Below are 20,594 nucleotides of genomic sequence, written 5' to 3' on the forward strand. Positions count from 1 at the left end.
GGATCAGGACCTCACATTCGCGTCGGGCAGGATCGAGGCGCGGGTGGCGTCGAAGGACATGAACGCCTTCGCCCCCTTCTCCGGCACGGTCGCCGACCCGTCATTGCGGATTTCCGAGGTCAGATGCGCCCCGCTGTCACTGATGGCATGCACCGCGATGAAGTTGCCCTCGAACGACACATCCCCCACCGTGACCGGAATCGCATTCTCGGGCGCGGCGGTGGCCGAGATCAGCGTGTGTTCCGGCCGCACATAAAGCTTGGCCTTTCTGTCACTGCCGATGTCGCCCAGCCGGGCCCGGAAGGTGCCGTGCGGCGTAGCAAAGCTGGCCATGCCAGAGGCGGCGGTTTGCACATCGCCGGTAAAGACGTTGTTTTCGCCCACGAAACTGGCGACGAAACCGTTGACCGGGTTGTTGTAAATCTCCCGCGGGTCGGCGATCTGCTGGATGCGGCCCTGGGACATGACGCCGACGCGGTCCGACATCGCCAAGGCCTCGCCCTGATCGTGGGTGATGTAGATGAAGGTCACGCCCGTCCGCTTCTGGATCGCCCGCAGCTCCGCCCGCATGTGCTGGCGCAGCTTCAGGTCCAGCGCCGACAGCGGTTCGTCCAGCAGCATCACCTGCGGTTCCACCGCCAGCGCGCGGGCAATCGCCACGCGCTGCTTCTGGCCGCCCGAAAGCTGGCTGACATACTTGTCGGCCGCGTCCGGCAGATCGACCAGCCGCAACAGCTCTTCCGCCTTGGCGCGGCGGGTGGCCTTGTCCACGCCCCGCACCTCAAGCCCGAAGCTGATGTTTTCCCAGATCGGCATCAGCGGAAACAGCGCCAGGTTCTGGAAGATCAGCGCCGTGGGCCGCTGGTTCGGGCGCTGGCCCTTCATGTCCTTGCCGCCAATGCGGATCATGCCTTGCGTCGGCTCGATGAACCCCGAAACCATGCGCAGGATCGTGGTCTTGCCGCAGCCTGATGGCCCGAGGAACGAAAAGAACTCGCCCGGCTTGATGGACACATTGGCGTTGTCCACGGCCCGGAAGGTGCCGAAGTCGCAGCAGACGTTTTCTAGATCAATTCCGGCGCTCATGCCGCGTGGCTCCCCTGGGTATGTCGTCTTTTTGTCGCTTCAGGCTAGCAGGCAACCGGCCCCGTTCAATCGGTATCGCCAGATTGGGCCTGTCACTGGGTCCAGAACGACATCGCAGCACATGAATAAGGCACGCCGGACCCTTTCGGGCCCGGCGTCCAGTCAAATGCAGCGCGCTCAGGCCGCCTTGTACTTGTCCGAATACTCGGCCCGCTTGGCGAGGAACTCGGCCGACTGGTCGGGCCACCACCACAGCTTGGACAGCGCTTCGTCGTTGAAAGTGCCGTTGTAATAGGTGGCAACATCGGGGTTCATCAGATCCGACGCGCCCTTGCCGACCGGGTTGGACGAGAAGGCCGAAGCCCAGCCCGAAGCCCCTTCCGGGGTCGACACGAACTTGACGAACTCATGCGCCTGTTCGGTGTTGGCCGCGTTCTTCATCAGCACAAAGCCCTGGTGCCAGGCAAAGGCACCTTCGACCGGGGCCAGATAGGCATAGCCGTCATTGCGCAGGTTGAAGCCGGTCGAATCCCAGCACAGGCCAACCGTGGCGCCGTTGGCGGTGAAGCCCGCGTTCGCCTCGTTTTCGCCCGACCACCACTGGACGACGTTGCCCTTCATCTCGACGGCCTTGGCCAGCGCGATGTCCCAAAGCTCGACCATGGCGCCCATGTCGCTGTAGCCGTCCATCCACGGACGCGGCAGCTGGCCCGTGGCATCCAGCCAGCGGCCCATCGCAGCCAGCGCCGAATGCGGGCGCAGCGTCGACTGGTTGTCGGGGCTGAACAGGTCGCCCAGCGACGGCGGGGTCGACAGCTTGGCGTCAGCCGTGTTCACGACCAGCGATTCCGTGCCCCAGTTCGACGGCACATATTTCAGCATCCCGCCGGGACGCGACCGTTCGCCTGCCGCGCCATCGGCGAGGCCGGGAAGGTAGTTGTCCATCGCCAGCTTGGATTCGTCAAACGCGCCCAGCAGGCCGTTCGAATCCCATGCGCCGACGCGGTCGATCGTCGGCTCGATCAGGTCGATCCCGCCGGCTTCCAGCGCGACCTTGGCTTCACCGAACATGGTGTCCTGATCGGGCAGTTCCTTGAAGTTCACCTTGATGCCGGTCGCGGCTTCGAACGCCGGGAACACCTTTTCGACCAGCGCGGGATAGCCCGCCCAGCCGACGAAATTCACTTCGCCCGACGACGCAAGCGCCTTGGACGAAATGATGGCCGGGGCGGCAAGGATGCCCGCACCTGCGGCAGAGCCTTGCAGGAACCGGCGACGGTTGAAGGCTGAGGTTGAGTTTTTCACGAATAGTCTCCCTGGTTTGAGTCGTTCAGAGGCACGGGCTGTCCCCGGTTTTTCTGGTTGTGGTTACGCACGCGGTGCGCGCTTTTCCTGCGGTAACGAAACCCCGTAACAAGGCTGTGTCACCCGGCCGAAAAGGCACGGACGCGGCAAGTCTAATCTGGTTTTCAGGGCACCTGTCAATGTGGCATCGGATGGGCGCTCACCACGGCCAAACAGCCCAGGTTTCCTGCCATTTTTTCAGGCACTTGCGCGCCGTCACTGCGCGGCGACCCTGCCCTTTGCCTCGGCCCGATTCGCCCCGCCTCAACCCAAGGGTGAGCCGCGCTCGGCGCCCACGTCCCCCTGCGCCACCGCCACGGTCTTGACCACCGCAAAAACGGCTAGCCCCGGCGCGATCTCCAGCGCCTGCGCCGACCGCCGTGTGATCCGCGCTAACAGCGCCGCCCCCCCAAGGTCCAGCTGCACAAGAACACCCGGCCCCCGCCCCTCCTGCACCGCGCTGACCCGGCAGGGCAGGATGTTCAACGCCGAAAGCCCGTCGGGCCGCGCCCTTGCCAGGATCACGTCCTGCGCCGCGATGCGAACCCGCACTTGGCCCCCAATGGCGCCCGCAAGCCGTGGCAACCACAACGGCCCCGCCCCCGTCTCCAGCCGCGTCAGCCCGTCCGCCTCATGCGCCGCAATCTGCGCCGTCAGGATCGCCCCGGCATCCGCCAACCCCAGCAGAGGCGCGGTCACCGGGTCCGAAAGCACCTCGGCCGCCGGGCCAAAGGCCACCAGCCGCCCGGCATCAATCACCGCAATCGTGGTGGCCAGTCGCGCCACCTCGGGCAGGGAATGGCTGACATACAGGATCGGCAGCCCCATCTGATCCCGCAGCGCCTCGACATAAGGCAGGATTTCAGCCTTGCGCGCCTCATCCAGCGCCGAAAAGGGCTCGTCCATCAAAAGGATCTGCGGGCCGGACAACAGCGCCCGCCCAATCGCCACCCGGCTTTTCTCACCGCCCGACAGCGTGGCTGGCCGACGCTCCAGCAGCCCCCCGATCCCCAGCAGGTCCACGATCCGGTCAAACCCGGTCAACGGCAACCGCCGCACCTTCGCGCCATAGGCCAGATTCTGCGCCACCGTCAGATGCGGAAACAGCCGCGCGTCCTGAAACACATAGCCCACCCGCCGCTTGTGCGGCGCCAGATCCTGCAGTGCCACCCCGTCCAGCGTGATCCGCGCCTGATCGGGCCGCAGCAGCCCCGCCACCGCGTTGATGATCGTCGTCTTGCCCGACCCCGACCGCCCGAACAGGCAGGTCAATCCCGGCGGCGCGGTAAAGGCCACCTCCAGCTGAAACGCCGGAAACCGATGCGCAATCTCGACCGAAAGGCTCATCGCCCCGCCACCCGCGCCTGCACCCGCCGCGCCAGCCACTCAGACAGGATCAGCGCGCCCATCGCCAGCACGATGGAAATCACCACCAGCCGGAATGCCGACGCATCCCCCCCCGGCACCTGCAGGAAGGCATAGATGGCGGAGGGCAGCGTCTGCGTCTCACCGGGGATGTTGGAGACGAAGGTGATCGTCGCCCCGAACTCGCCCATCGCCTTGGCGAAGGCAAGGATCGCCCCCGCAATCACCCCCGGCAGGATCAGGGGCAGCGTCACCGTGACAAACACCACCGGGCGCGAGGCGCCCAAGGTCGACGCCGCCTCCTCCAGCTTCGGGTCCACCGCCTCGACCGCCAACCGGATCGCGCGGACCATCAGCGGAAAGGCCATCACCGCCGCCGCCAGCGCCGCCCCGGTCCAGCGAAAGGCCAGCGTGATGCCGAACCAGTCGTACAGGGCACCCCCCACCGGCCCCATCCGGCCAAAGGTCAGCAACAGCAGATACCCGGTAACAACCGGCGGCAGGATCAGCGGCAGATGCACCAGCCCGTTCAACACCGCCTTGCCCGGAAAACTCCACCGCGCCAGCGCCACCGCCGCCAGCACACCCAGCGGCAGGCTCAGCACCGTCGCCCAGAACGACACCCGCAAGGACAGCGCCACGGCCTGCCATTCTTCCGGGGAAAGCCAGTCGCTCACGGGGCGCCCAGCGGCAGAAAGCCCTGCGCCTCGAACACCGCCCGCGCATCCGGCCCGCTCAGATAGTCCAGAAAGGCCTCAGCTTCAGGCACCGCGGTCTGCAGCACCGCCGCCGGGTAGATGATCGGGCTATGGCTGCCTTCAGGAAAGGTCGCCACCACCGTCACCCCCGGCTCTGCCACCGCATCGCTGGCGTAGACGATGCCCAACGGCGCCTCCCCCAGCGCGACCAGTTGCAGCGCCACCCGCACGTTTTCCGACTGCGCCACGCTGCCCGCCACGCTGTCCCACAGCCCCAGCGCTGTCAGCGCCTCACGCCCGTATTGCCCGGCGGGAACCGATGTCACCATCGCCATCGACAGCTTCCCCCCCGCCAGCATCCCCGCCAGATCAGTGCCGGCGTCCAGCGCCACCGGGGCCGCCCCGGCCCCATGCGCCACCAGCACCAGCCGGTTGCCCAGAAGATCAACCCGCGTGCCGTCGCGCACCAGCCCGGCCTCCGCCACCGCATCCATCCACTCGATCGACGCTGAGATAAAGATGTCTGCCGGCGCCGCCTCGATGATCTGCTTGGCCAGCGCCGAGCTTCCCCCATAGGACACCACCACGCTGTGCCCCGTGTCGGCCTGCCACTCTGCGGCAATCTCGTCCAAAGCGGTCTTCAGGCTGGCGGCGGCAAAGACCGTCACCTCGGCCGCCCGCGCCGGGGTGGCCATCATCAGGACAAGCAGGATTGCGCGCAGCATCGACACCTCCATATGTTCGCCCGAACATATCGGCAAAGCCCGCGCCCGGATGCAAGCGTTATTTCTGGCCAGACATATCCCGCAGCAGCGCCGCGATCCGCGCCACATCGGGGGCCGCTGCCGCCACGCTGGCCGCCAGCAGCGACTGGTAGGCGTCCAGCACCTCGCCGCCCGCCTCGGTCAGACTGGCCCCGCCGCCACCCGCCCCGCCCCGCGCGCTGGTGACCAGCGGCACCCGGAAGGCCGCGTTCATCTCCTCCACCAAGGACCACGCGCGCTTGTAGCTCATCCCCATCGCCCGCCCGGCTGCGGAAATGGACCCGGTGTCGCGGATCCGCGCCAGAAGTTCGGCCTTGCCCGGCCCCAGAACCAGCCGGTCCCCGAACAGCAGCCGCAGGCGCAAGGTGGCGTCAGGTGTCATGGCCCTAGGATCACCGCAACACCGCCGACTGGCAAGCGCCCTTGGGCGGCCACCCTTGACCCAAAGCGGTTTGGACAATAGGAGTCACCCGATCCGCCGACCGTTCCAGCGCGCCCCCTCGGCGCCGCAGCAGGGAGATGACAGATGTCCATCCGCGTCACCGTTTGGGGCGAAAATGTCCATGAACAGAAGAACAAGGTGGTGGCCGAAGTCTACCCTGCGACCATGCATGGCACGATCGCCGCAGCGCTGAACCTGCAGGACGGCATCACCGCCTCCACCGTCACGCTGCAAGACCCCGAACACGGGCTGACACCGCAGAAGCTGGCGGAAACCGATGTCCTGATCTGGTGGGGCCACGCCGCCCATGGCGACGTCGCCGATGACGTGGTGGAACGCGTCTGCAACGCCGTCTGGGGGGGCATGGGGGTGATCTTCCTGCACTCCGCCCATTTCGCCAAACCCTTCAAACGCCTGATGGGCGCCCCCTGCAACCTCACCTGGCGTGAGGCGGGGGAACGCGAACGCCTCTGGGTCACCTCGCGCCAGCACCCCATCGCGCGCGGCATCCCCGACCATTTCGAACTTGAACACGAAGAGATGTACGGCGAACCCTTCGGCGTCCCCGAACCCCTAGAAACCGTGTTCGTCAGCTGGTTCGCCGGGGGTGAAGTGTTCCGCTCCGGCCTGACCTACAAGCGCGGCGCGGGCAACATCTTCTACTTCCGCCCGGGGCATGAAACCTACCCCACCTACCACCAGCCGCTGGTGCAGCAGGTCATCGCCAATGCCGTCCGCTGGGCGCACAACCCCGAAGCGCGGATACTGAACCCGAACGACGCACCGAACACCCCCGTGGCAAAGGCGCTGGAGCCGATCACCGAACGCGGCCCCCGCTTGCACCATGATGGCGAGGAAGGATACCGCTGATGCAACCCCTCCGCCTTCTGATCCTTGGCACTGGCGGCATGGCGAAAAACCATGCCGAGGCTTTCGCCGCCATCCCCGGTGTCAGCCTTGTCGCGGGCATCGACACCCGCCCTGACGGGCTGGCCGCGTTTCAGCAGGCCCACAACATCCCGCACGGCTTTCAGTCCGTGCAGGAGGCGCTAAACTGGGGCGAATTCGACGCGGTGACCAACGTCACCCCCGATGCCGCCCACTACGCCACCACCCTGCCCTTCCTTGCGGCGGGAAAGCATGTGCTGTGCGAAAAGCCCCTTGCGACCAACGCTGCCGACGCCGAGGCCATGGCCACGGCCGCCGCTCAGGCCGGCGTGGTGAACATGGTCAACCTCAGCTACCGCAATGTCCCCGCCCTGCAGCAGGCAGCGCAGATGGTCCGCGATGGTGCCATCGGCCCTATCCGGCATTTTGAGGCGTCTTATCTGCAAAGCTGGCTGACCCAGCCCGCATGGGGCCATTGGGACCGTGAGGCGCAATGGCTCTGGCGGCTGTCCACCGCGCATGGGTCCAAGGGGGTTCTGGGCGATGTGGGTATCCACATCCTCGACTTCGCCACCTTCATCGCGGGCATGGACGCGGTGCAGGTCTCCTGCCTGCTGGCCACCTTCGACAAGGCACCGGGCGGCAAGATCGGCGACTACACGCTTGACGCCAATGACAGCGCCACGCTGCAGCTGCGCCTTGCCAATGGCGCGCTTGGCACCGTGGCTGCCACGCGCTTTGCCACCGGCCATCTCAACGACCTGCGCCTGCGCCTTTACGGCCAGACCGGCGGGCTTGAGGTGACGTTCGAAAAGGCCCACAGCCATCTGCGCGCCTGCCTTGGTGACAATATCCAGTCCGGCACTTGGGTGGATATCGACTGCCCCCCTGTCCCGACGATCTACCAGCGCTTCATCGCCGCGATCCGGGGCGAAGGCGTGGCCGACCCCGACTTTGCCCGTGGCGCGGCGCTGCAACGCCTGCTGGACAAGGCCGAGGCTTCGGCCACCGAAGACGGCCGCCTTCTGTCCGTCTGACACAGGCTTGCGGGGCGGCTGTTGCAAGTGGCCGTCCCGGGGGCCACAGGTCTGGCGGGCAAACCTTACCGAAATGTGAATGCCCGCCGACAACCTGTTGAATTTCCTTGTCTCACAATGATGTCCCTTGCAGGGACATCCCCCTTTTCCCCCGCGCCCGGGCCGTCTATCCTCGCCCCATCCAGTGAAAGGGAGAGGCCCATGCAAACCATGCTCGGCGTCATCGGCGGATCGGGGGTCTATCAGATCGACGGGCTGGAAGGGGCAAGCTGGGTCAAGGCCCGCTCACCCTGGGGCCGCCCCTCGGACGAGGTGCTGGTCGGCCGCCTCAACGACCTTCCCATCGCCTTCCTGCCCCGTCACGGCCGCGGCCATGTCCACGACCCCGCCACCGTCCCCTACCGCGCCAACATCGACGCGCTGAAACGGTTGGGCTGCACCGACATCGTCGCCGTCTCTGCCGTAGGGTCCCTCCGCGAAGACTTCGCGCCGGGGGATTTCGTGATCGTCGACCAGTACATCGACCGTTCCCACCACCGCCCGATGTCCTTTTTCGGCCACGGCTGCGTGGCCCATGTCAGCCTCGCCGACCCCACCTGCCCCCGCCTTGGCGCGGCATGTGCCGCCGCAGCCCGGATCGAGGGCCTGACCGTCCACACCGGCGCCACCTACCTGTCGATGGAAGGCCCGCAGTTTTCCACCCGCGCCGAAAGCCGGATGTATCGCAGCTGGGGGGCCGATGTGATCGGGATGACCGGCATGTCCGAAGCCCGCCTCGCCCGCGAGGCCGAGCTTTGCTATGCCTCGGTCGCGATGGTCACCGACTACGACTGCTGGCACGAAACCCATGGCGCCGTGGATGTCGCGCAGGTCATCGCCGTGGTCCGCGCCAATGCCGACTCCGCCCGCGGGCTGGTGGCGCAGCTTCCCGGGCTTCTGGACCTTGACCGCAGCCCCTGCCCGCACGGCTGCGACCGGGCGCTGGACCACGCGATCATCACCGCCCCCGACAAGCGCGACGCCGCCCTGCTGGACCGGCTGGATGCCGTGGCCGGACGGGTGCTTCAGGCCCTGTGATGATCCGCTACCTCGTCCTTGCCCTGTGCGGTCTGGTAGCCCCCGCCCAAGCCGAGCCGCCGCTGACCGATGGGGTTGCAGTCTCCGGGTTGGTGTCGGACGCCGACTTCTACCGCCTGGCGACCTGCGGCGCCCCACCCGGCGGGGCCTGTCAGACCGCCGCCCTGCGCTGGGGCAAGCCCGACCTGACCATCCGGATCGACTTTGGCAGCGCTCCGGTCCCCGAAGGTTTTGAGGCACGGCTGAAATCCGCGCTTCTGGACGCGCTGGCCGAGGTCAATGGCACCGGGTCCGGCATCAGCATCCGCCCGACGGCAGCAACGGCAGCCGATATCACCTTGCGCCCCACAAACCTGCCCGAAGGCACCGTCCTCACCGAAACGCCGGGGTTTTCCGGCCACGGGATCATGGGCGTGGGTTACATGACCGTCTGGTCGGATCAGACCAACACGATTCAGGAGGGTGTCATCCTGATCTCGACCAAGATCACCGATGCAGACCTGCCCTCGGTCATGCTGGAAGAGGTGACCCAGTCGCTTGGCTTTCTCTATGATATCGATGGCCCGGCCTATGAGGGTCGCTCGATCCTGTCGCAGACATCGAACAGTACCGTAACCCTTGTCGGACAGGATGCCGCCCTGCTGCGCCTGCACTATCCGCCCAACCCCTGAACAGGACCAGACAATGACCGCACGGAAGACCGTCAAGGACTATATCCGCACTATCGTGGACTTCCCGCATGAGGGGATCCTGTTTCGCGATGTGACCACCCTGTTCGCCGACCCGCGGGGGTTCCGGATGTGCGTTGACCAACTGCTCGCCCCCTATGCCGGGATGCGGATCGACAAGGTCGCCGGACTGGAAGCGCGCGGGTTCATCCTTGGGGGTGCGGTCGCGCATCAGCTGTCCACCGGGTTTGTCCCGATCCGCAAGAAGGGCAAGCTGCCCGGCCAGACGATCAGCCAGTCCTACAAGCTGGAATATGGCGAGGCCGTTGTCGAAGTGCATGACGACGCGATGCAGCCGGGTGAAAAGATCCTGCTCGTCGATGACCTTCTGGCCACCGGCGGCACGGCCGAGGCGGGCATTCGGCTGATCGAACGCCTTGGGGCCGAGGTGGTGGGCTGCGCCTTCGTCGTGGACTTGCCCGACCTTGGCGGCCGCAAGAAGCTGGAGGCGATGGGCATGGACGTCCACGCCCTGTGCGCTTTCGAAGGGCTCTAGCACCCCACCAATCCCGGCCCGACGCCCGGTCGTGACACCGGAGTTTTCGAAAACTCCGGTTCGGAGCCTTCAAAGGCTCCGCTGCGATTTCTTCGAAGAAATCGCCTACCGCTCGGCCAAAGCGGGATCGGTTAACCGTCCTGAAAGAGAATCGCCCTACACCGGGTCTTGTCAGGCCTACCCAGCCTGACCGCGCCGCTACCCACGGCGCGATCCACACACCCCCCAAAGCACCCCGTCGCAGCTTCTGCGGCGGGGTAATTTCATTCCAAAGATCGTCAGCCCAACACCGCCCCGGGGTTCATGATACCCTGCGGGTCCAGTGCCGCCTTGATCGACCGCATCGCGGCCAGCTTGCCGGGGTCGGCGTAGCGCTGCAGGTCGCCCGTCTTCAACCGCCCCACCCCATGTTCCGCCGCGACCGACCCGCCAAGCGCATGCACCATGTCATGCACCGTGGCTTTCACCTTGTCGCGCAGCGCCTCATCGACCTTGCGGTTAGCCCCCCGCGCCGGAAAGACGTTCCAATGCAGGTTGCCATCGCCAAGATGGCCGAAGCAGTTGATCCGGAACTCACCCAAGGGGCGCAGGGCATCAGGTGCTGCGGTGACAAAGCCCGGGATGGCCGACAACGGCAGCGAGATGTCGTGGCTGGAGATTGCGCCGATCCGACGGTTCGCCTCGGGGATCATCTCGCGCAGCTGCCACAGCGCCGCCGCTTGCGCGTCAGAGGTGGCAATGACCCCATCCGTCACCAGCCCCGCATCATCGGCGGCGTCGTAAAGGTTGGCCATCGCCATCTCGGCATCCAGCCCCATCGGCAGGCCAAGTTCAACCAGCACCAGCCAGTCGGGCAAGGGGTCAAAGGGGGCGCGGACTTCGGGCATCACCTCGGCCAGAAAGTCAAAGCCCATCCGGTGGATGATCTCGAAGCTCGACACCATACCCGGCAGTCGCCCCTGCGCCAAGGCCAGCAGGTCCAGCGCCGCCATGGGTGAGGGCACCGCCAGCATGGCCACCACCGTGGCGGCTGGGCGCGGGAACAGCCGAAGGCTGGCCGCAGTGATCACGCCAAGCGTGCCTTCCGACCCGATCAGCAGATGGCGCAGGTCATAGCCCTCATTGTCCTTCCGGAGCCGCGTCAACCCGTTGAAGATGCTGCCATCGGGCATCACCGCCTCAAGCCCAAGGCACAGGTCGCGCGCGTTGCCATAGCGCAGGACCGCCGTGCCCCCGGCGTTTGAAGCCAGATTGCCGCCAATCCGGCACGACCCCTCCGACGCCAGCGACAGGGGGAACAGACGGCCGATCCGTGCCGCCTCGGCCTGCACATCGGCAAGGATCATCCCCGCCTCGACCACCAGCGCGTTTTCCGCCGGATAGGCCCCGCGCAAGGCCGCCATCCGCTCCAGCGACACCAGAACAGGCGCGGGCCCTTCGGGCATGACCTGCCCACCGACCAGCCCCGTGCCGCCGCCCCATGGCACGACCCCAACCCGCGCATCGGCGCAGGCGCGGATGATCGTGGCCACCTCCTCCACTGACCCGGGCCGGGCCAGAACCCCGGCCAGCCCGTGCCACCGGCCCCGCGGTTCTTCCAGATACCGCGGCTCGGGCGCGGTCAGGCGCCCCTCGGGCAAAAGGCCCTGCAGGCGGGCAATGAAGGCGTCGTCGCAGGGGTTCAGCATCGGGCGCTCCTTCCCGACTGGGGTGCGGTGGCCCGACAGTGGTAGCGGGCGCAGCATCCCTGCGCCAGAGGGGGGATCAATCCAGATAGGCTGGTTCAAGCACCATGATCGTCGGGGCCGAGGGCAGATCGTCCAGCGACAGCGCAAGCTGCGCGCCGCCGGTTTCAACCACGGTGAATTCGGCGGACATCTCGGTCAGGAAGGCGTCAAGCGACGCCCGGCTGAACCAGTGCATCGGGATCACGACCGATGATCGTAGCCGCCGCACGACGCCGGCCATATCGCCCAGACGCAAGGTATAGCCGCCATCCACCGGCACCATGACCACGTCCAGCCGCCCGATGGCCGCATATTGCGCGTCGGACGGGATCTGGTGCAGGTGGCCAAGATGGCCGATGCAAAGCCCCCCCGCCTCGAAGATGAAGATGGAGTTGCCGTTGGCCCGCGCGCCCTCACCAAACGGGCCGCGCGTATCGGTCGGGACGTTGCGGACCAGCATGGTGCCAAGGTCCAGCCGGTGGTCCGCCGCGCTGCCCGTGGCCCAGCCTTGCAGCACATGCGGAATGCGAGGGTCCGGGGCGGCGGTCCAGTGGGTGGAATGCGCGTTGTTCATCGTCACCACGTCCGGAACGACATCCTGCGTGCCGATGTAACCGGTGTAGTCGGTCACGGCCACGGTGCCGTCATGCGTGACAATGGCAAAGCTGGCATGGTCGATATAGCGGATCAGCACACTGCCGTCCTCAAGCCCGTCGTTCAGGGCGGCGGGCTGAACGGTCGCTTCACCGGCCGCCAGGGCGATACAATGCGAAGGGATGCGCTCCTGCGCCAGCACCGGGGGCGCCACCCCAAGGGCCGCGGCAGCGAAAACAACGGCTTGGATCAAGGCTGGGCGCATCACTCACCTCCGGATTTTGGGAAGGGTAACCCGGATTGCCGCTGCGTCACCCACTCCTTGGATCACGGATGCGCGAGGACCCCCGGACCCCACGGCCTCGACCACTCCCGCCTTTCACATTGGCCCAAATATCCCCGCCGGAGGCCCTTGGCCCGAGCGCTTTTGCGTTCTTCACGCAAAAGCGAGAGACAAGAACCTTGCGCGGCACGCGCTCAATCTGAAAACCGCCCGCACCCGGTCAGCCAACATCCGTCCGACCGCGCCGGTCGCCGCGCAGGTTGGCGTAAAGCACATGGTTGCGCCAGCGCCCGTTGATCTGCAGATAGCTTTGCGCGACCCCTTCATACTTGAAGCCGCATTTTTCCAGCACCCCGCGTGAGGCGGCGTTTTCCGGCAGGCAGGCAGCCTCGATCCGCGACAGGTCCATCCGGGTGAAGGCGTGGTGATTCAGCGCCAGGATCGCCTCGCGCATATAGCCTTGCCGGGAAAACGGCTGGCCGATCCAATAGCCCAGCGTGCCCGCCTGTGCCGGACCGCGACGGATGTTGTCCAGCGTCAGCGCGCCCAGAAGCTGATTGTCCTCGCGCCGGATCAGCAGCATCGGCAGCGCCGTCCCCTGCGCCTCGGCCCGCTGCGCCCAGTAGACGCGATTGGTAAAGGATCGCCGGCTCAGGTGGTCATTGGCCCAGACCGGCTCCCATTTCGCCAGAAACTCGGCCGAGGTTTCGCGCAATTCCGACCATTGCCGCCAGTCGCCATGGTCCGGCAAGCGCAGCGTCATCCGCTCCGTCTCGACCCGGACCCGGCGCTTCAGGCCAAGCATCAGCCGGTCAACCCACGGCGGATGCGGTCTATCCCCGGGGCAGAGGCAACCGGGCCATAGATCGCCAATGCCGATTTCGCCGTGGTCAGGCGGCCCGCATAGGCGCGCACCGTGTCGGTGTTGACGGCGTCGATCTTGGCGACGGCTTCACTGACGGCAGGCACACGGCCCCAGATTGACAGCAGCCGCGCGTTGCGTTCGGCACGGCTTGAGGGGCTTTCCAGCCCCATCAGCAGCCCGGCCCGCAACTGCGCCCGGGCGCGGGCCACCTCGGCTTCGGACATGTCATCAGCGGCCCGTTTCAGCTCATCAATGGTCAGCTGCGTCAGATCGCCGATCTCTTCGGCCGAGGTGCCGGCATAGATCGTGATCTGGCCGGTATCCTCATAGGCGCTGGACTGGGCATAGATCGAATAGCACAGACCGCGATCCTCACGGATCTTCTGGAACAGGCGGCTCGACATGCCGCCGCCCATCGCGGTCGCATAGACCTGAGCGGCATAGACCGCGTCATCCCGGTAGCCCGGCCCTTCGAAGGACAGGGCAAAGTGGACCTGCTCCAGATCCTTCACTTCCCGCCGCTCACCGCCTTCGAACCGCGCTGGCTGCACGGTCGAGGCGCCAACCGGCTTCAGCCCGCCAAAGATGCGTTCAGCGGCAGCCACGATGGCGGCATGGTCAACCCCACCGGCGGCGGACAGGATCATCTGGTCCGGTCCATAGTGATGGCCGACAAAGCCTTCGAAATCCGCCTTCTTGAACGAGGCCACCCGGTCTTCCGGCCCAAGGATCGTGCGGCCGAAGGGCTGGTCGGGATAGCTGACTTCATGCAGCCAGTCGAAGATGATGTCGTCGGGCGTGTCCAGCGCCTGCCCGATCTCCTGCAGGATGACGTGCCGCTCCGTCTCGATATCCGCCTTGCGGAACAAGGGGTTCAGGACGATATCGGCAATCACGTCCAGCGCCATGACCACATCGCTGGACAGGACGCGGGCGTAATAGGCCGTCATCTCGCGGCTGGTGTAGGCGTTGATGTAGCCGCCCACGTCCTCGATTTCCTCGGCGATGCGCAGGGCAGACCGACGGCGCGTGCCCTTGAACGCCATATGTTCCAGAAAATGCGCAATGCCGTTCTGGGCCGGCGTCTCATGCCGCCCCCCAGCCTCGACCCAGAGGCCGATGCTGGCCGATTGCAGGCCCGGCATCGCCTCGGTCACGATGCGAAAGCCGTTCGGCAGCGTGTGAATCTGTTCGGTCAAGGCGCAATCCTTTCGCGCACCAGCGCCTGAAGCGCGGCAAGGTCATTCGGCACGCGGGTCATCCGTTCGGGACGGTCAAACAGGTCCGCCATATGCGGCGGCAGGCCGGGGCGAATGCCGGTGGCGCGTTCTACCGCATCGGGAAACTTGGCCGGATGCGCCGTCGCAAGTGTGATCATCGGCACCGCGCCAAGGTGGTCTTCCGCCACCTTCACACCAACGGCGGAGTGCGGGCACAAAAGCTCACCCGTCGTGCGCAACTGGTGGGTGATGGTGGCGAGCGTCTCTTCCTCGGAACAGCGGCCCGAGGCGAAGGTGGCGCGCAGCGTTTCCAACGCACCTTGGCTGATATGAAAGCCGCCGGTTTTCAGTTCGGCCATCAGTTGGGAAACGGCATTGCCATCGCGGCCATAGGCATCAAACAGCGCGCGTTCAAAGTTCGACGACACCTGAATGTCCATCGACGGGCTGATCGACGGTTTGACCCCATCGGTCCGGTAGTCCCCGGCCCGCAGTGCCCGGTCAAGGATGTCATTCTGGTTGGTCGCGATCACCAGCTTTTCGATGGGCAGCCCCATGCGGCGGGCGATGTAGCCGGCGAAGATGTCGCCGAAGTTGCCCGTCGGCACGGTGAAGCTGACACTGCGGTGCGGTGCGCCCAAGGCGGTGGCCGCGTAGAAGTAATAGACCACCTGCGCCAGAACCCGCGCCCAGTTGATGCTGTTCACTCCGGCCAGCCGCACGCCATCGCGGAAGGCGAAATCGTTGAACATGTCCTTCACCCGGGCCTGACAGGCGTCAAAGTCGCCGTCCATCGCCAGCGCATGGCAGTTCGCCTCGACCGGAGTGGTCATCTGCCGCCGCTGCACGTCACTGACGCGGCCATGCGGGAACAGGATGAACACATCCACATTGGCCAGCCCCCGGAACGCCTCCATCGCCGCCGACCCGGTATCGCCGCTGGTGGCGCCGACAATCGTGATCCGCTCGCCCGACTTGGCAAGGGCCGCCTGCATCATCTGGCCGATCAGCTGCATGGCGAAGTCCTTGAAGGCCAGCGTCGGCCCATGGAACAGCTCCAGCAGGAAATGGTTCGGGGCCAGCTGCACCAGCGGCGCGCGGGCCGTGTGGTGAAAGCCCTTGTAGGCCGCGTCAATCAGGCCGCGAAATTCGTCATCGCCGAAAAAGCCACCCAGATAGGGGCGCATCACGCGAAAGGCCACCTCCTCATACGGCAGGCCCGCCATGGCGGCGATGTCGCCATGGGAAAGCTCCGGCACCGTGTCGGGAACGTAAAGCCCGCCGTCGCGGGCCAGGCCAGTCATCATCGCCTCGCCAAAACCAAGGACGGGGGCCGAGCCGCGCGTGGATACGTAGTGCATCATTCTACTTTCAGTCATCCTGCCGTCAAACAGTCCGAAACCTGATACGCCAGAGAAGAAAGACTGTCATCCCCAGCCACACGGCTGCCAAAGAAAACCAGGTCACGGCATATTGCCAGTGGTTGTTGCGAAACCCGGCCACGGTGACGGGCTGCGGGAGGATGCCGTCACCCGTATCGTTGCGGGCGATGACCAGCACAGGTTCGGTCCCCAGCAGCGCTGCAATCCCGGGCAGGTCGCGGCCATACCAGATGGCGCGTTGGGCGTCATAGGGCGGGGTCGATCCGGTGATGTCATCGGGCCAGGCCAGGTTGCCGGTCACCGTGACCTCCCGCCCCGCGCGCGGTGTGGACTTCTCGGTTTCCGGCACAAACCCCCGGTCGATCAGGATGCGGCGGCCGTCGTCGGTAAGGTAAGCGGCAATCACCAGGAATCCCGGCCCTGCCTCACGCGATGAGGTGAGGACATGTGCCTCCTCGCCCGTAAAGGCGCCGTTCACGACCACCGAGCGGTAGCGATCGGCCACCGGATCAAGGCTGGACCCAAGCGCCACCGGATCGGCGGCGATCATCGTCTCAGCCCCGGCGATGATGCCCTCCTTCCACGCCAGCCGCTGCATCTGCCAGAGGCCAAGGCCGATCAGGACCCCGACCCCCGACAGCCCCAGCGCCAAAGCGAAGATCGTGTTGCGCAGCATCATTCCCCCAGAAATGAAACGCGCAGGCCCGAAGGCCCGCGCAATTTCCTGTTCAAACCGGTGTGGGCGTCAGCCTTGGCCCCAGACGTAGACGGCGGCGAAAAGGAACAGCCAGACCACGTCGACAAAGTGCCAGTACCAGGCGGCGGCCTCAAACCCGACATGCTTTTCTGGGGTGAAGTGCCCCTTCAGCGCGCGGATCAGGCAGACGGTCAGGAAGATCGTCCCGATGATGACGTGGAACCCATGGAAGCCCGTCGCCATGAAGAAACTGGCGCCATAGATGTTGCCGGCAAAGCCGAAGGCCGCGTGGCTGTATTCATAGGCCTGCATCCCGGTGAACACGACGCCAAGGCCGATGGCCAGGATCAGCCCGTTGACCAGATCCTTGCGGTTGTTTTCATGGACCAGCGCATGGTGCGCCCAGGTGGCCGCACAGCCCGACAACAGCAGGATCAGCGTGTTGATGAGCGGCAGGTGCCAGGGGTCGAACGTCTCGATCCCGGCAGGGGGCCAGACACCGTCAACCGCGGGGCTGTTTGGCCCCATTGGATACATGCGGTGCTTGAAGAAGGTCCAGAACCAGGCCGCGAAGAACATCACCTCGGACATGATGAACAGGATGAAGCCATAGCGCAGGCCCAGCCGCACGACCGGCGTATGGTCGCCGACGCTGCTTTCGTGCACGACTTCCGACCACCAGGCGAACATGACGTAAAGCACACCGGCAAGGCCAAGCAGCGCCAGCCAGTAGCCGCTGACGAAATCGACAAAGCCATAGGGCGTATCCGGCGACGCATCGGGCGCATGCATCCCCATCACTGCGCCAAACAGCATGATGATCGCGGCAAGCGCCCCGGCCAAAGGCCAGATCGACGGTGGCAGAACGTGGTAGTCGTGGTTCTTTGCGTTGGCCATGGCCGACGGTTCCCTCGTTTTTCTAGGTCAGTTCACTGCACCGGCGTTGGGTGCTGCGGCAGTTGGCAGCGCCGCCTGTTCTTCAGGCAGCGGTGTTTCGTGGAAAGTGTAGCTGAGGACGATCTCTTTCACAAACCGGCCTTCCTCATCCGTGACCATGGCGGGGTCAACGTAAAAGCTGACCGGCATCTGCACAGTCTCACCGGGTTGCAGGATCTGTTCGGTGAAGCAGAAACATTCGATCTTGGTGAAAAAGCCGCCTGCTGCATAGGGATAGACGTTGAAGCTGGCTGTGCCGGCCACCGGGCGGGTTGCCGGGTTGTGCGCCTCATAGAAGGCAAGCCCGGTTTCGCCGATCCGGATGTCCATCGAATGAACGACCGGCTTGAACGTCCAAGGCATCCCCTGCTCCAGCGATGCGTCGAAGCGCACCTTCACGGTCTGGTCAAGGATCGTGTCAGCCCCGGCCTCGGCGACCGAGGTTGCACCGCCAAAGCCAGTGACCCGGCAGAACCAGTCATAGAACGGCGGGATGATGACGATGGTCGTGAAGGTCAGCGTGACGACAAGGGCCACAAGCTGGGCCAAGGTGCGCTGGTTGCCTTGCAGACGGGGGAACATCATCCGGCGTCCTCCTGCGGCACAGCCTCGGGCTGGACGACATGGTCATAGCCCTGCAACGGATCGCCGCGCTGAACCTTGACCACGGTCAGCGCAAAGACCAGCGCCACGAAGGCGGCCAGCGTCAGGCCAAGACCAAGGTTGCGGGAAAACCGGCGCTTGTGCAGCTCGTGGGTGGGGGGAAAGGCCATCACCAGCCCCCAGCGCCAAAGGACCGCAGTGCCGCTTCCACAAGGTAGGCGGCGAAATGCAGGAACAGGTAGAGGAGCGAAAAGCGGAAGAACGCCTTTTCCACCGCGTATTTGTCAGCCTCGGCCACAGCCTCGTCCCGCCGCCAGATCCGGTAGGCACCCAGCACGAACCACAGGTTCAGCGCCACCGTCACCGCCAGCGTCAGCGGCCCGCCCAGCGAGGTCAGCGCCGCGCCAACCGCCACCGGCACCAGCAGAAGCGTATAGACCAGCACATGCCGCCGCGTTGACCGCCGGCCATGGGTCACGGTCAGCATCGGCACCCCTGCAGTGTGGTAATCAGCCTTCATGAACAGGGCCAGCGCCCAGAAATGCGGCGGCGTCCACATGAAGATCAGCGCAAACATCAGCGCCGCCTCAATCGACACGCTGCCCGTCGCGGCGACCCAGCCGATCATCGGCGGAAACGCCCCGGCAGCCCCACCGATGACGATGTTCTGCGGCGTCAACCGCTTCAGCCACATCGAATAGACGACTGCATAGAAGAAGATCGTGAAGGCCAGCAGCGCCGCCGCCATCAGGTTGGTCGCCAGCCCCAGCATCACCACGCTGATGCCCGAAAGCCCAAGCCCCAGCGCGAGCGCCTCACCTGCCTGCACCCGGCCCGAAGGCACCGGACGGCGGGCGGTACGCGCCATCACCGCGTCGATATCCGCGTCCCACCACATGTTCAACGCACCCGAGGCACCGGCCCCCAGCGCAATGAACAGGATCGCGGCAAACGCCTCAACCGGGTGGAGCGAGACCGGAGCCACCAGCAGACCCACGAGCGCGGTGAAGACCACAAGCGACATCACGCGCGGCTTCAACAGCTGCACGTAATCGCCGAACCCTGCCTCATACGGCGCGGGTGTGGCCTGATATGCTCCGATATCGCTCATCCAGGTCCTGCTTTTCGTCGTCCTGTTTTCTCGTCCTTGCCTGAAGCGCAAAGCGGGCCAACCGAAACTGGCCCCGCCCTTGCCGCGCCCAGACGGCGGGTCAGTCGTTCAGCGCCACATCCACCGGCGCGGCCGCCTCAAGATGCGACAGTTCCACATCGCCCGCCTTGGCCTTGACCAGCCATTCGGCATAGGCCGCTTCCGACACGACCTTCACGGTGATCGGCATATAAGCGTGCATCTGCCCGCAAAGTTCCGAACACTGGCCAAAGTAGATGCCTTCCCGCTCCGGCTGGAACCACAGCGCCGCGATCCGGCCGGGCACCCCGTCCTGCATCACGCCAAAGGCCGGGATCTTCCACGAATGGATCACATCCGCCGCCGTCACCTGAATGACGATCTTCTTGCCGACCGGCACCACAACCGCCGTATCCGTCGCCAGCAGGAACTGCTCCCGCGTATAGCCCGCCGCGACAAGCTCCGCCTCAACCTCGGGCGTCAGCATGTTGTTGCCACCCAGCGAGGGCGAGCCGATCATGTAGCTTTCGAAAGCCACATCTTCATCGACATATTCATAGCCCCAGTACCACTGATAGCCCGTGGCCTTGATCGTCACGTCGCCAACCGGAATTTCCTGGTCCTTGAACAGCACCGGCAGCGAAAACGCCCCGATGAACACAAGGATCACGATCGGGATCACCGTCCACGCCACTTCCAGCGGCGAGTTGTGGGTGAACCGCGCCGGGGTCGGGTTGGTCTTGGAATTGTACCGGATCATGACGTAGATCAGAAGGCCGGTGACGAAGATCACGATGGCGGTGATGATATAAAGGATCATCCCGTCCAGCCATTGCAGATCGGCGGCACCCGGGGTGCCAGCAGGCTGGAAGCCCATGGCACCATCGACCGGCTGGCCAACGATCTCAAGAGCTTGCTGGGCAAGGGCGGCCCCTGCCGCAAGGCTTGCGGCACAGGCCGCGGCAATACCGGTCATCGCAGTCGAAAGGCGCATGTCTGTTTCCCGTTCGTGAGGCGGCCTGCCGCCGCCCTTTTTCAGGTCTGCCATCAAGGACAGAATCCCGTTGTATCCCGAACGCTTCAAACCATAATGACAGCGCCGCGACAAGCGAAACCGTTGCGACATAGCAGCGCCATGGCTGGCGTGCCCGGCTGAAAACGGGGCCTTTCCGTGCCGCACCCGGGCCGACGCCGTCCCATGGTCGAAAGACCACCGCTCAGCCTGCGGCCTTG

Annotated in this window: 22 protein-coding genes; 5 read left to right on the top strand and 17 right to left on the bottom strand. The window is 65.5% G+C overall.

The window, feature by feature from the left end:
* Window positions 1-3 precede the first annotated feature (3 nt).
* The 6 genes from EI545_RS03740 to EI545_RS03765 form a co-directional block, all read right to left on the bottom strand.
* Window positions 4-1,086, bottom strand: a complete 1,083-nt coding sequence (locus EI545_RS03740) for an ABC transporter ATP-binding protein (protein ID WP_125324230.1) — start codon at window positions 1,084-1,086, stop codon at window positions 4-6.
* Window positions 1,087-1,263: 177 nt separating this feature from the next.
* Window positions 1,264-2,391, bottom strand: coding sequence for an extracellular solute-binding protein (locus tag EI545_RS03745; RefSeq protein ID WP_125324231.1), 1,128 nt, complete (start codon window positions 2,389-2,391; stop codon window positions 1,264-1,266).
* Window positions 2,392-2,694: 303 nt separating this feature from the next.
* Window positions 2,695-3,777: a molybdenum ABC transporter ATP-binding protein gene (modC, locus tag EI545_RS03750; RefSeq protein ID WP_125324232.1), complete on the bottom strand. Its 1,083-nt coding sequence runs from the start codon at window positions 3,775-3,777 to the stop codon at window positions 2,695-2,697.
* Complete coding sequence (gene modB / locus EI545_RS03755) at window positions 3,774-4,472, bottom strand: molybdate ABC transporter permease subunit (protein ID WP_125324233.1); 699 nt, start codon at window positions 4,470-4,472, stop codon at window positions 3,774-3,776. The genes modC and modB overlap by 4 nt, the downstream gene beginning before the upstream one ends.
* A complete protein-coding gene (gene modA / locus EI545_RS03760; RefSeq protein ID WP_425471628.1) occupies window positions 4,469-5,218 on the bottom strand; it encodes a molybdate ABC transporter substrate-binding protein in 750 nt (249 codons plus the stop codon). The genes modB and modA overlap by 4 nt, the downstream gene beginning before the upstream one ends.
* Before the next feature lie 58 nt (window positions 5,219-5,276).
* Window positions 5,277-5,639 (bottom strand): winged helix-turn-helix domain-containing protein, encoded by a 363-nt coding sequence (locus tag EI545_RS03765; RefSeq protein WP_125324234.1) that lies wholly within the window; start codon window positions 5,637-5,639, stop codon window positions 5,277-5,279.
* A gap of 144 nt (window positions 5,640-5,783) precedes the next feature.
* Here EI545_RS03765 and EI545_RS03770 point away from each other — a divergent pair, with 144 nt between their 5' ends.
* The 5 genes from EI545_RS03770 to EI545_RS03790 all read left to right on the top strand — a co-directional run bounded on the left by EI545_RS03770 (window position 5,784) and on the right by EI545_RS03790 (window position 9,925).
* Entirely contained in the window at window positions 5,784-6,569 is a 786-nt protein-coding gene (locus EI545_RS03770) for a ThuA domain-containing protein (RefSeq protein ID WP_125324235.1), read from the top strand.
* Window positions 6,569-7,624 (top strand): Gfo/Idh/MocA family protein, encoded by a 1,056-nt coding sequence (locus EI545_RS03775; RefSeq protein WP_125324236.1) that lies wholly within the window; start codon window positions 6,569-6,571, stop codon window positions 7,622-7,624. The genes EI545_RS03770 and EI545_RS03775 overlap by 1 nt, the downstream gene beginning before the upstream one ends.
* Window positions 7,625-7,825: 201 nt before the next feature.
* The gene (locus tag EI545_RS03780; RefSeq protein ID WP_125324237.1) at window positions 7,826-8,701 is read left to right on the top strand and encodes an S-methyl-5'-thioadenosine phosphorylase; all 876 of its coding nucleotides are present in this window, start codon (window positions 7,826-7,828) and stop codon (window positions 8,699-8,701) included.
* Window positions 8,701-9,372, top strand: a complete 672-nt coding sequence (locus EI545_RS03785) for a DUF2927 domain-containing protein (RefSeq protein ID WP_125324238.1) — start codon at window positions 8,701-8,703, stop codon at window positions 9,370-9,372. The genes EI545_RS03780 and EI545_RS03785 overlap by 1 nt, the downstream gene beginning before the upstream one ends.
* Window positions 9,373-9,385: 13 nt before the next feature.
* Window positions 9,386-9,925 carry an adenine phosphoribosyltransferase gene (locus EI545_RS03790; RefSeq protein ID WP_125324239.1) on the top strand — a complete coding sequence of 180 codons (540 nt, stop codon included), beginning with the start codon at window positions 9,386-9,388 and terminating at the stop codon, window positions 9,923-9,925.
* 278 nt (window positions 9,926-10,203) lie between these two features.
* On the opposite strand, the gene EI545_RS03795 is transcribed toward EI545_RS03790, so the two are convergent.
* The 11 genes from EI545_RS03795 to coxB all read right to left on the bottom strand — a co-directional run bounded on the left by EI545_RS03795 (window position 10,204) and on the right by coxB (window position 20,355).
* Window positions 10,204-11,613: an FAD-binding oxidoreductase gene (locus EI545_RS03795; RefSeq protein ID WP_125324240.1), complete on the bottom strand. Its 1,410-nt coding sequence runs from the start codon at window positions 11,611-11,613 to the stop codon at window positions 10,204-10,206.
* A 76-nt stretch (window positions 11,614-11,689) separates the two neighbouring features.
* Complete coding sequence (locus EI545_RS03800) at window positions 11,690-12,511, bottom strand: MBL fold metallo-hydrolase (RefSeq protein WP_125324241.1); 822 nt, start codon at window positions 12,509-12,511, stop codon at window positions 11,690-11,692.
* Window positions 12,512-12,749: 238 nt separating this feature from the next.
* Complete coding sequence (locus EI545_RS03805; protein ID WP_125324242.1) at window positions 12,750-13,334, bottom strand: GNAT family N-acetyltransferase; 585 nt, start codon at window positions 13,332-13,334, stop codon at window positions 12,750-12,752.
* A complete protein-coding gene (locus tag EI545_RS03810; RefSeq protein ID WP_125324243.1) occupies window positions 13,334-14,593 on the bottom strand; it encodes a M16 family metallopeptidase in 1,260 nt (419 codons plus the stop codon). The genes EI545_RS03805 and EI545_RS03810 overlap by 1 nt, the downstream gene beginning before the upstream one ends.
* Window positions 14,590-15,975, bottom strand: a complete 1,386-nt coding sequence (thrC, locus tag EI545_RS03815; RefSeq protein WP_125327227.1) for a threonine synthase — start codon at window positions 15,973-15,975, stop codon at window positions 14,590-14,592. Before thrC ends, EI545_RS03810 begins: the two co-directional genes overlap by 4 nt.
* A 25-nt stretch (window positions 15,976-16,000) precedes the next feature.
* The gene (locus tag EI545_RS03820) at window positions 16,001-16,675 is read right to left on the bottom strand and encodes an SURF1 family protein (RefSeq protein ID WP_484421911.1); all 675 of its coding nucleotides are present in this window, start codon (window positions 16,673-16,675) and stop codon (window positions 16,001-16,003) included.
* A 66-nt stretch (window positions 16,676-16,741) separates the two neighbouring features.
* On the bottom strand, window positions 16,742-17,590 hold the full coding sequence (locus EI545_RS03825) for a cytochrome c oxidase subunit 3 (RefSeq protein ID WP_125324244.1): 849 nt from the start codon (window positions 17,588-17,590) through the stop codon (window positions 16,742-16,744).
* 27 nt (window positions 17,591-17,617) lie between these two features.
* Entirely contained in the window at window positions 17,618-18,214 is a 597-nt protein-coding gene (locus tag EI545_RS03830; RefSeq protein ID WP_245990271.1) for a cytochrome c oxidase assembly protein, read from the bottom strand.
* Window positions 18,211-18,402: a hypothetical protein gene (locus tag EI545_RS03835; protein ID WP_125324245.1), complete on the bottom strand. Its 192-nt coding sequence runs from the start codon at window positions 18,400-18,402 to the stop codon at window positions 18,211-18,213. The genes EI545_RS03830 and EI545_RS03835 overlap by 4 nt, the downstream gene beginning before the upstream one ends.
* Window positions 18,402-19,343 (bottom strand): heme o synthase, encoded by a 942-nt coding sequence (gene cyoE, locus EI545_RS03840; RefSeq protein WP_125324246.1) that lies wholly within the window; start codon window positions 19,341-19,343, stop codon window positions 18,402-18,404. The genes EI545_RS03835 and cyoE overlap by 1 nt, the downstream gene beginning before the upstream one ends.
* 100 nt (window positions 19,344-19,443) lie before the next feature.
* Entirely contained in the window at window positions 19,444-20,355 is a 912-nt protein-coding gene (gene coxB / locus EI545_RS03845; RefSeq protein ID WP_125324247.1) for a cytochrome c oxidase subunit II, read from the bottom strand.
* Window positions 20,356-20,594: the final 239 nt, after the last annotated feature.

It is taken from the genome of Tabrizicola piscis (assembly GCF_003940805.1).
Classification (GTDB): Bacteria; Pseudomonadota; Alphaproteobacteria; order Rhodobacterales; family Rhodobacteraceae; genus Tabrizicola; species Tabrizicola piscis.

What these genes read in the sequence shown, in the direction of transcription:
- EI545_RS03800 (WP_125324241.1), bottom strand. Translation starts at nt 12,511, where the DNA reads ATGCGCCCAGCCTTGATCCAAGCCGTTGTTTTCGCTGCCGCGGCCCTT.
- thrC (WP_125327227.1), bottom strand. Translation starts at nt 15,975, where the DNA reads ATGCACTACGTATCCACGCGCGGCTCGGCCCCCGTCCTTGGTTTTGGC.
- EI545_RS03780 (WP_125324237.1), top strand. Translation starts at nt 7,826, where the DNA reads ATGCAAACCATGCTCGGCGTCATCGGCGGATCGGGGGTCTATCAGATC.
- EI545_RS03770 (WP_125324235.1), top strand. Translation starts at nt 5,784, where the DNA reads ATGTCCATCCGCGTCACCGTTTGGGGCGAAAATGTCCATGAACAGAAG.
- EI545_RS03835 (WP_125324245.1), bottom strand. Translation starts at nt 18,402, where the DNA reads ATGGCCTTTCCCCCCACCCACGAGCTGCACAAGCGCCGGTTTTCCCGC.
- EI545_RS03820 (WP_484421911.1), bottom strand. Translation starts at nt 16,675, where the DNA reads ATGATGCTGCGCAACACGATCTTCGCTTTGGCGCTGGGGCTGTCGGGG.
- EI545_RS03795 (WP_125324240.1), bottom strand. Translation starts at nt 11,613, where the DNA reads ATGCTGAACCCCTGCGACGACGCCTTCATTGCCCGCCTGCAGGGCCTT.
- EI545_RS03825 (WP_125324244.1), bottom strand. Translation starts at nt 17,590, where the DNA reads ATGGCCAACGCAAAGAACCACGACTACCACGTTCTGCCACCGTCGATC.
- cyoE (WP_125324246.1), bottom strand. Translation starts at nt 19,343, where the DNA reads ATGAGCGATATCGGAGCATATCAGGCCACACCCGCGCCGTATGAGGCA.
- EI545_RS03765 (WP_125324234.1), bottom strand. Translation starts at nt 5,639, where the DNA reads ATGACACCTGACGCCACCTTGCGCCTGCGGCTGCTGTTCGGGGACCGG.
- EI545_RS03740 (WP_125324230.1), bottom strand. Translation starts at nt 1,086, where the DNA reads ATGAGCGCCGGAATTGATCTAGAAAACGTCTGCTGCGACTTCGGCACC.
- modA (WP_425471628.1), bottom strand. Translation starts at nt 5,218, where the DNA reads ATGCTGCGCGCAATCCTGCTTGTCCTGATGATGGCCACCCCGGCGCGG.
- EI545_RS03785 (WP_125324238.1), top strand. Translation starts at nt 8,701, where the DNA reads ATGATCCGCTACCTCGTCCTTGCCCTGTGCGGTCTGGTAGCCCCCGCC.
- modC (WP_125324232.1), bottom strand. Translation starts at nt 3,777, where the DNA reads ATGAGCCTTTCGGTCGAGATTGCGCATCGGTTTCCGGCGTTTCAGCTG.
- EI545_RS03790 (WP_125324239.1), top strand. Translation starts at nt 9,386, where the DNA reads ATGACCGCACGGAAGACCGTCAAGGACTATATCCGCACTATCGTGGAC.
- EI545_RS03775 (WP_125324236.1), top strand. Translation starts at nt 6,569, where the DNA reads ATGCAACCCCTCCGCCTTCTGATCCTTGGCACTGGCGGCATGGCGAAA.
- EI545_RS03805 (WP_125324242.1), bottom strand. Translation starts at nt 13,334, where the DNA reads ATGCTTGGCCTGAAGCGCCGGGTCCGGGTCGAGACGGAGCGGATGACG.
- EI545_RS03830 (WP_245990271.1), bottom strand. Translation starts at nt 18,214, where the DNA reads ATGATGTTCCCCCGTCTGCAAGGCAACCAGCGCACCTTGGCCCAGCTT.
- coxB (WP_125324247.1), bottom strand. Translation starts at nt 20,355, where the DNA reads ATGCGCCTTTCGACTGCGATGACCGGTATTGCCGCGGCCTGTGCCGCA.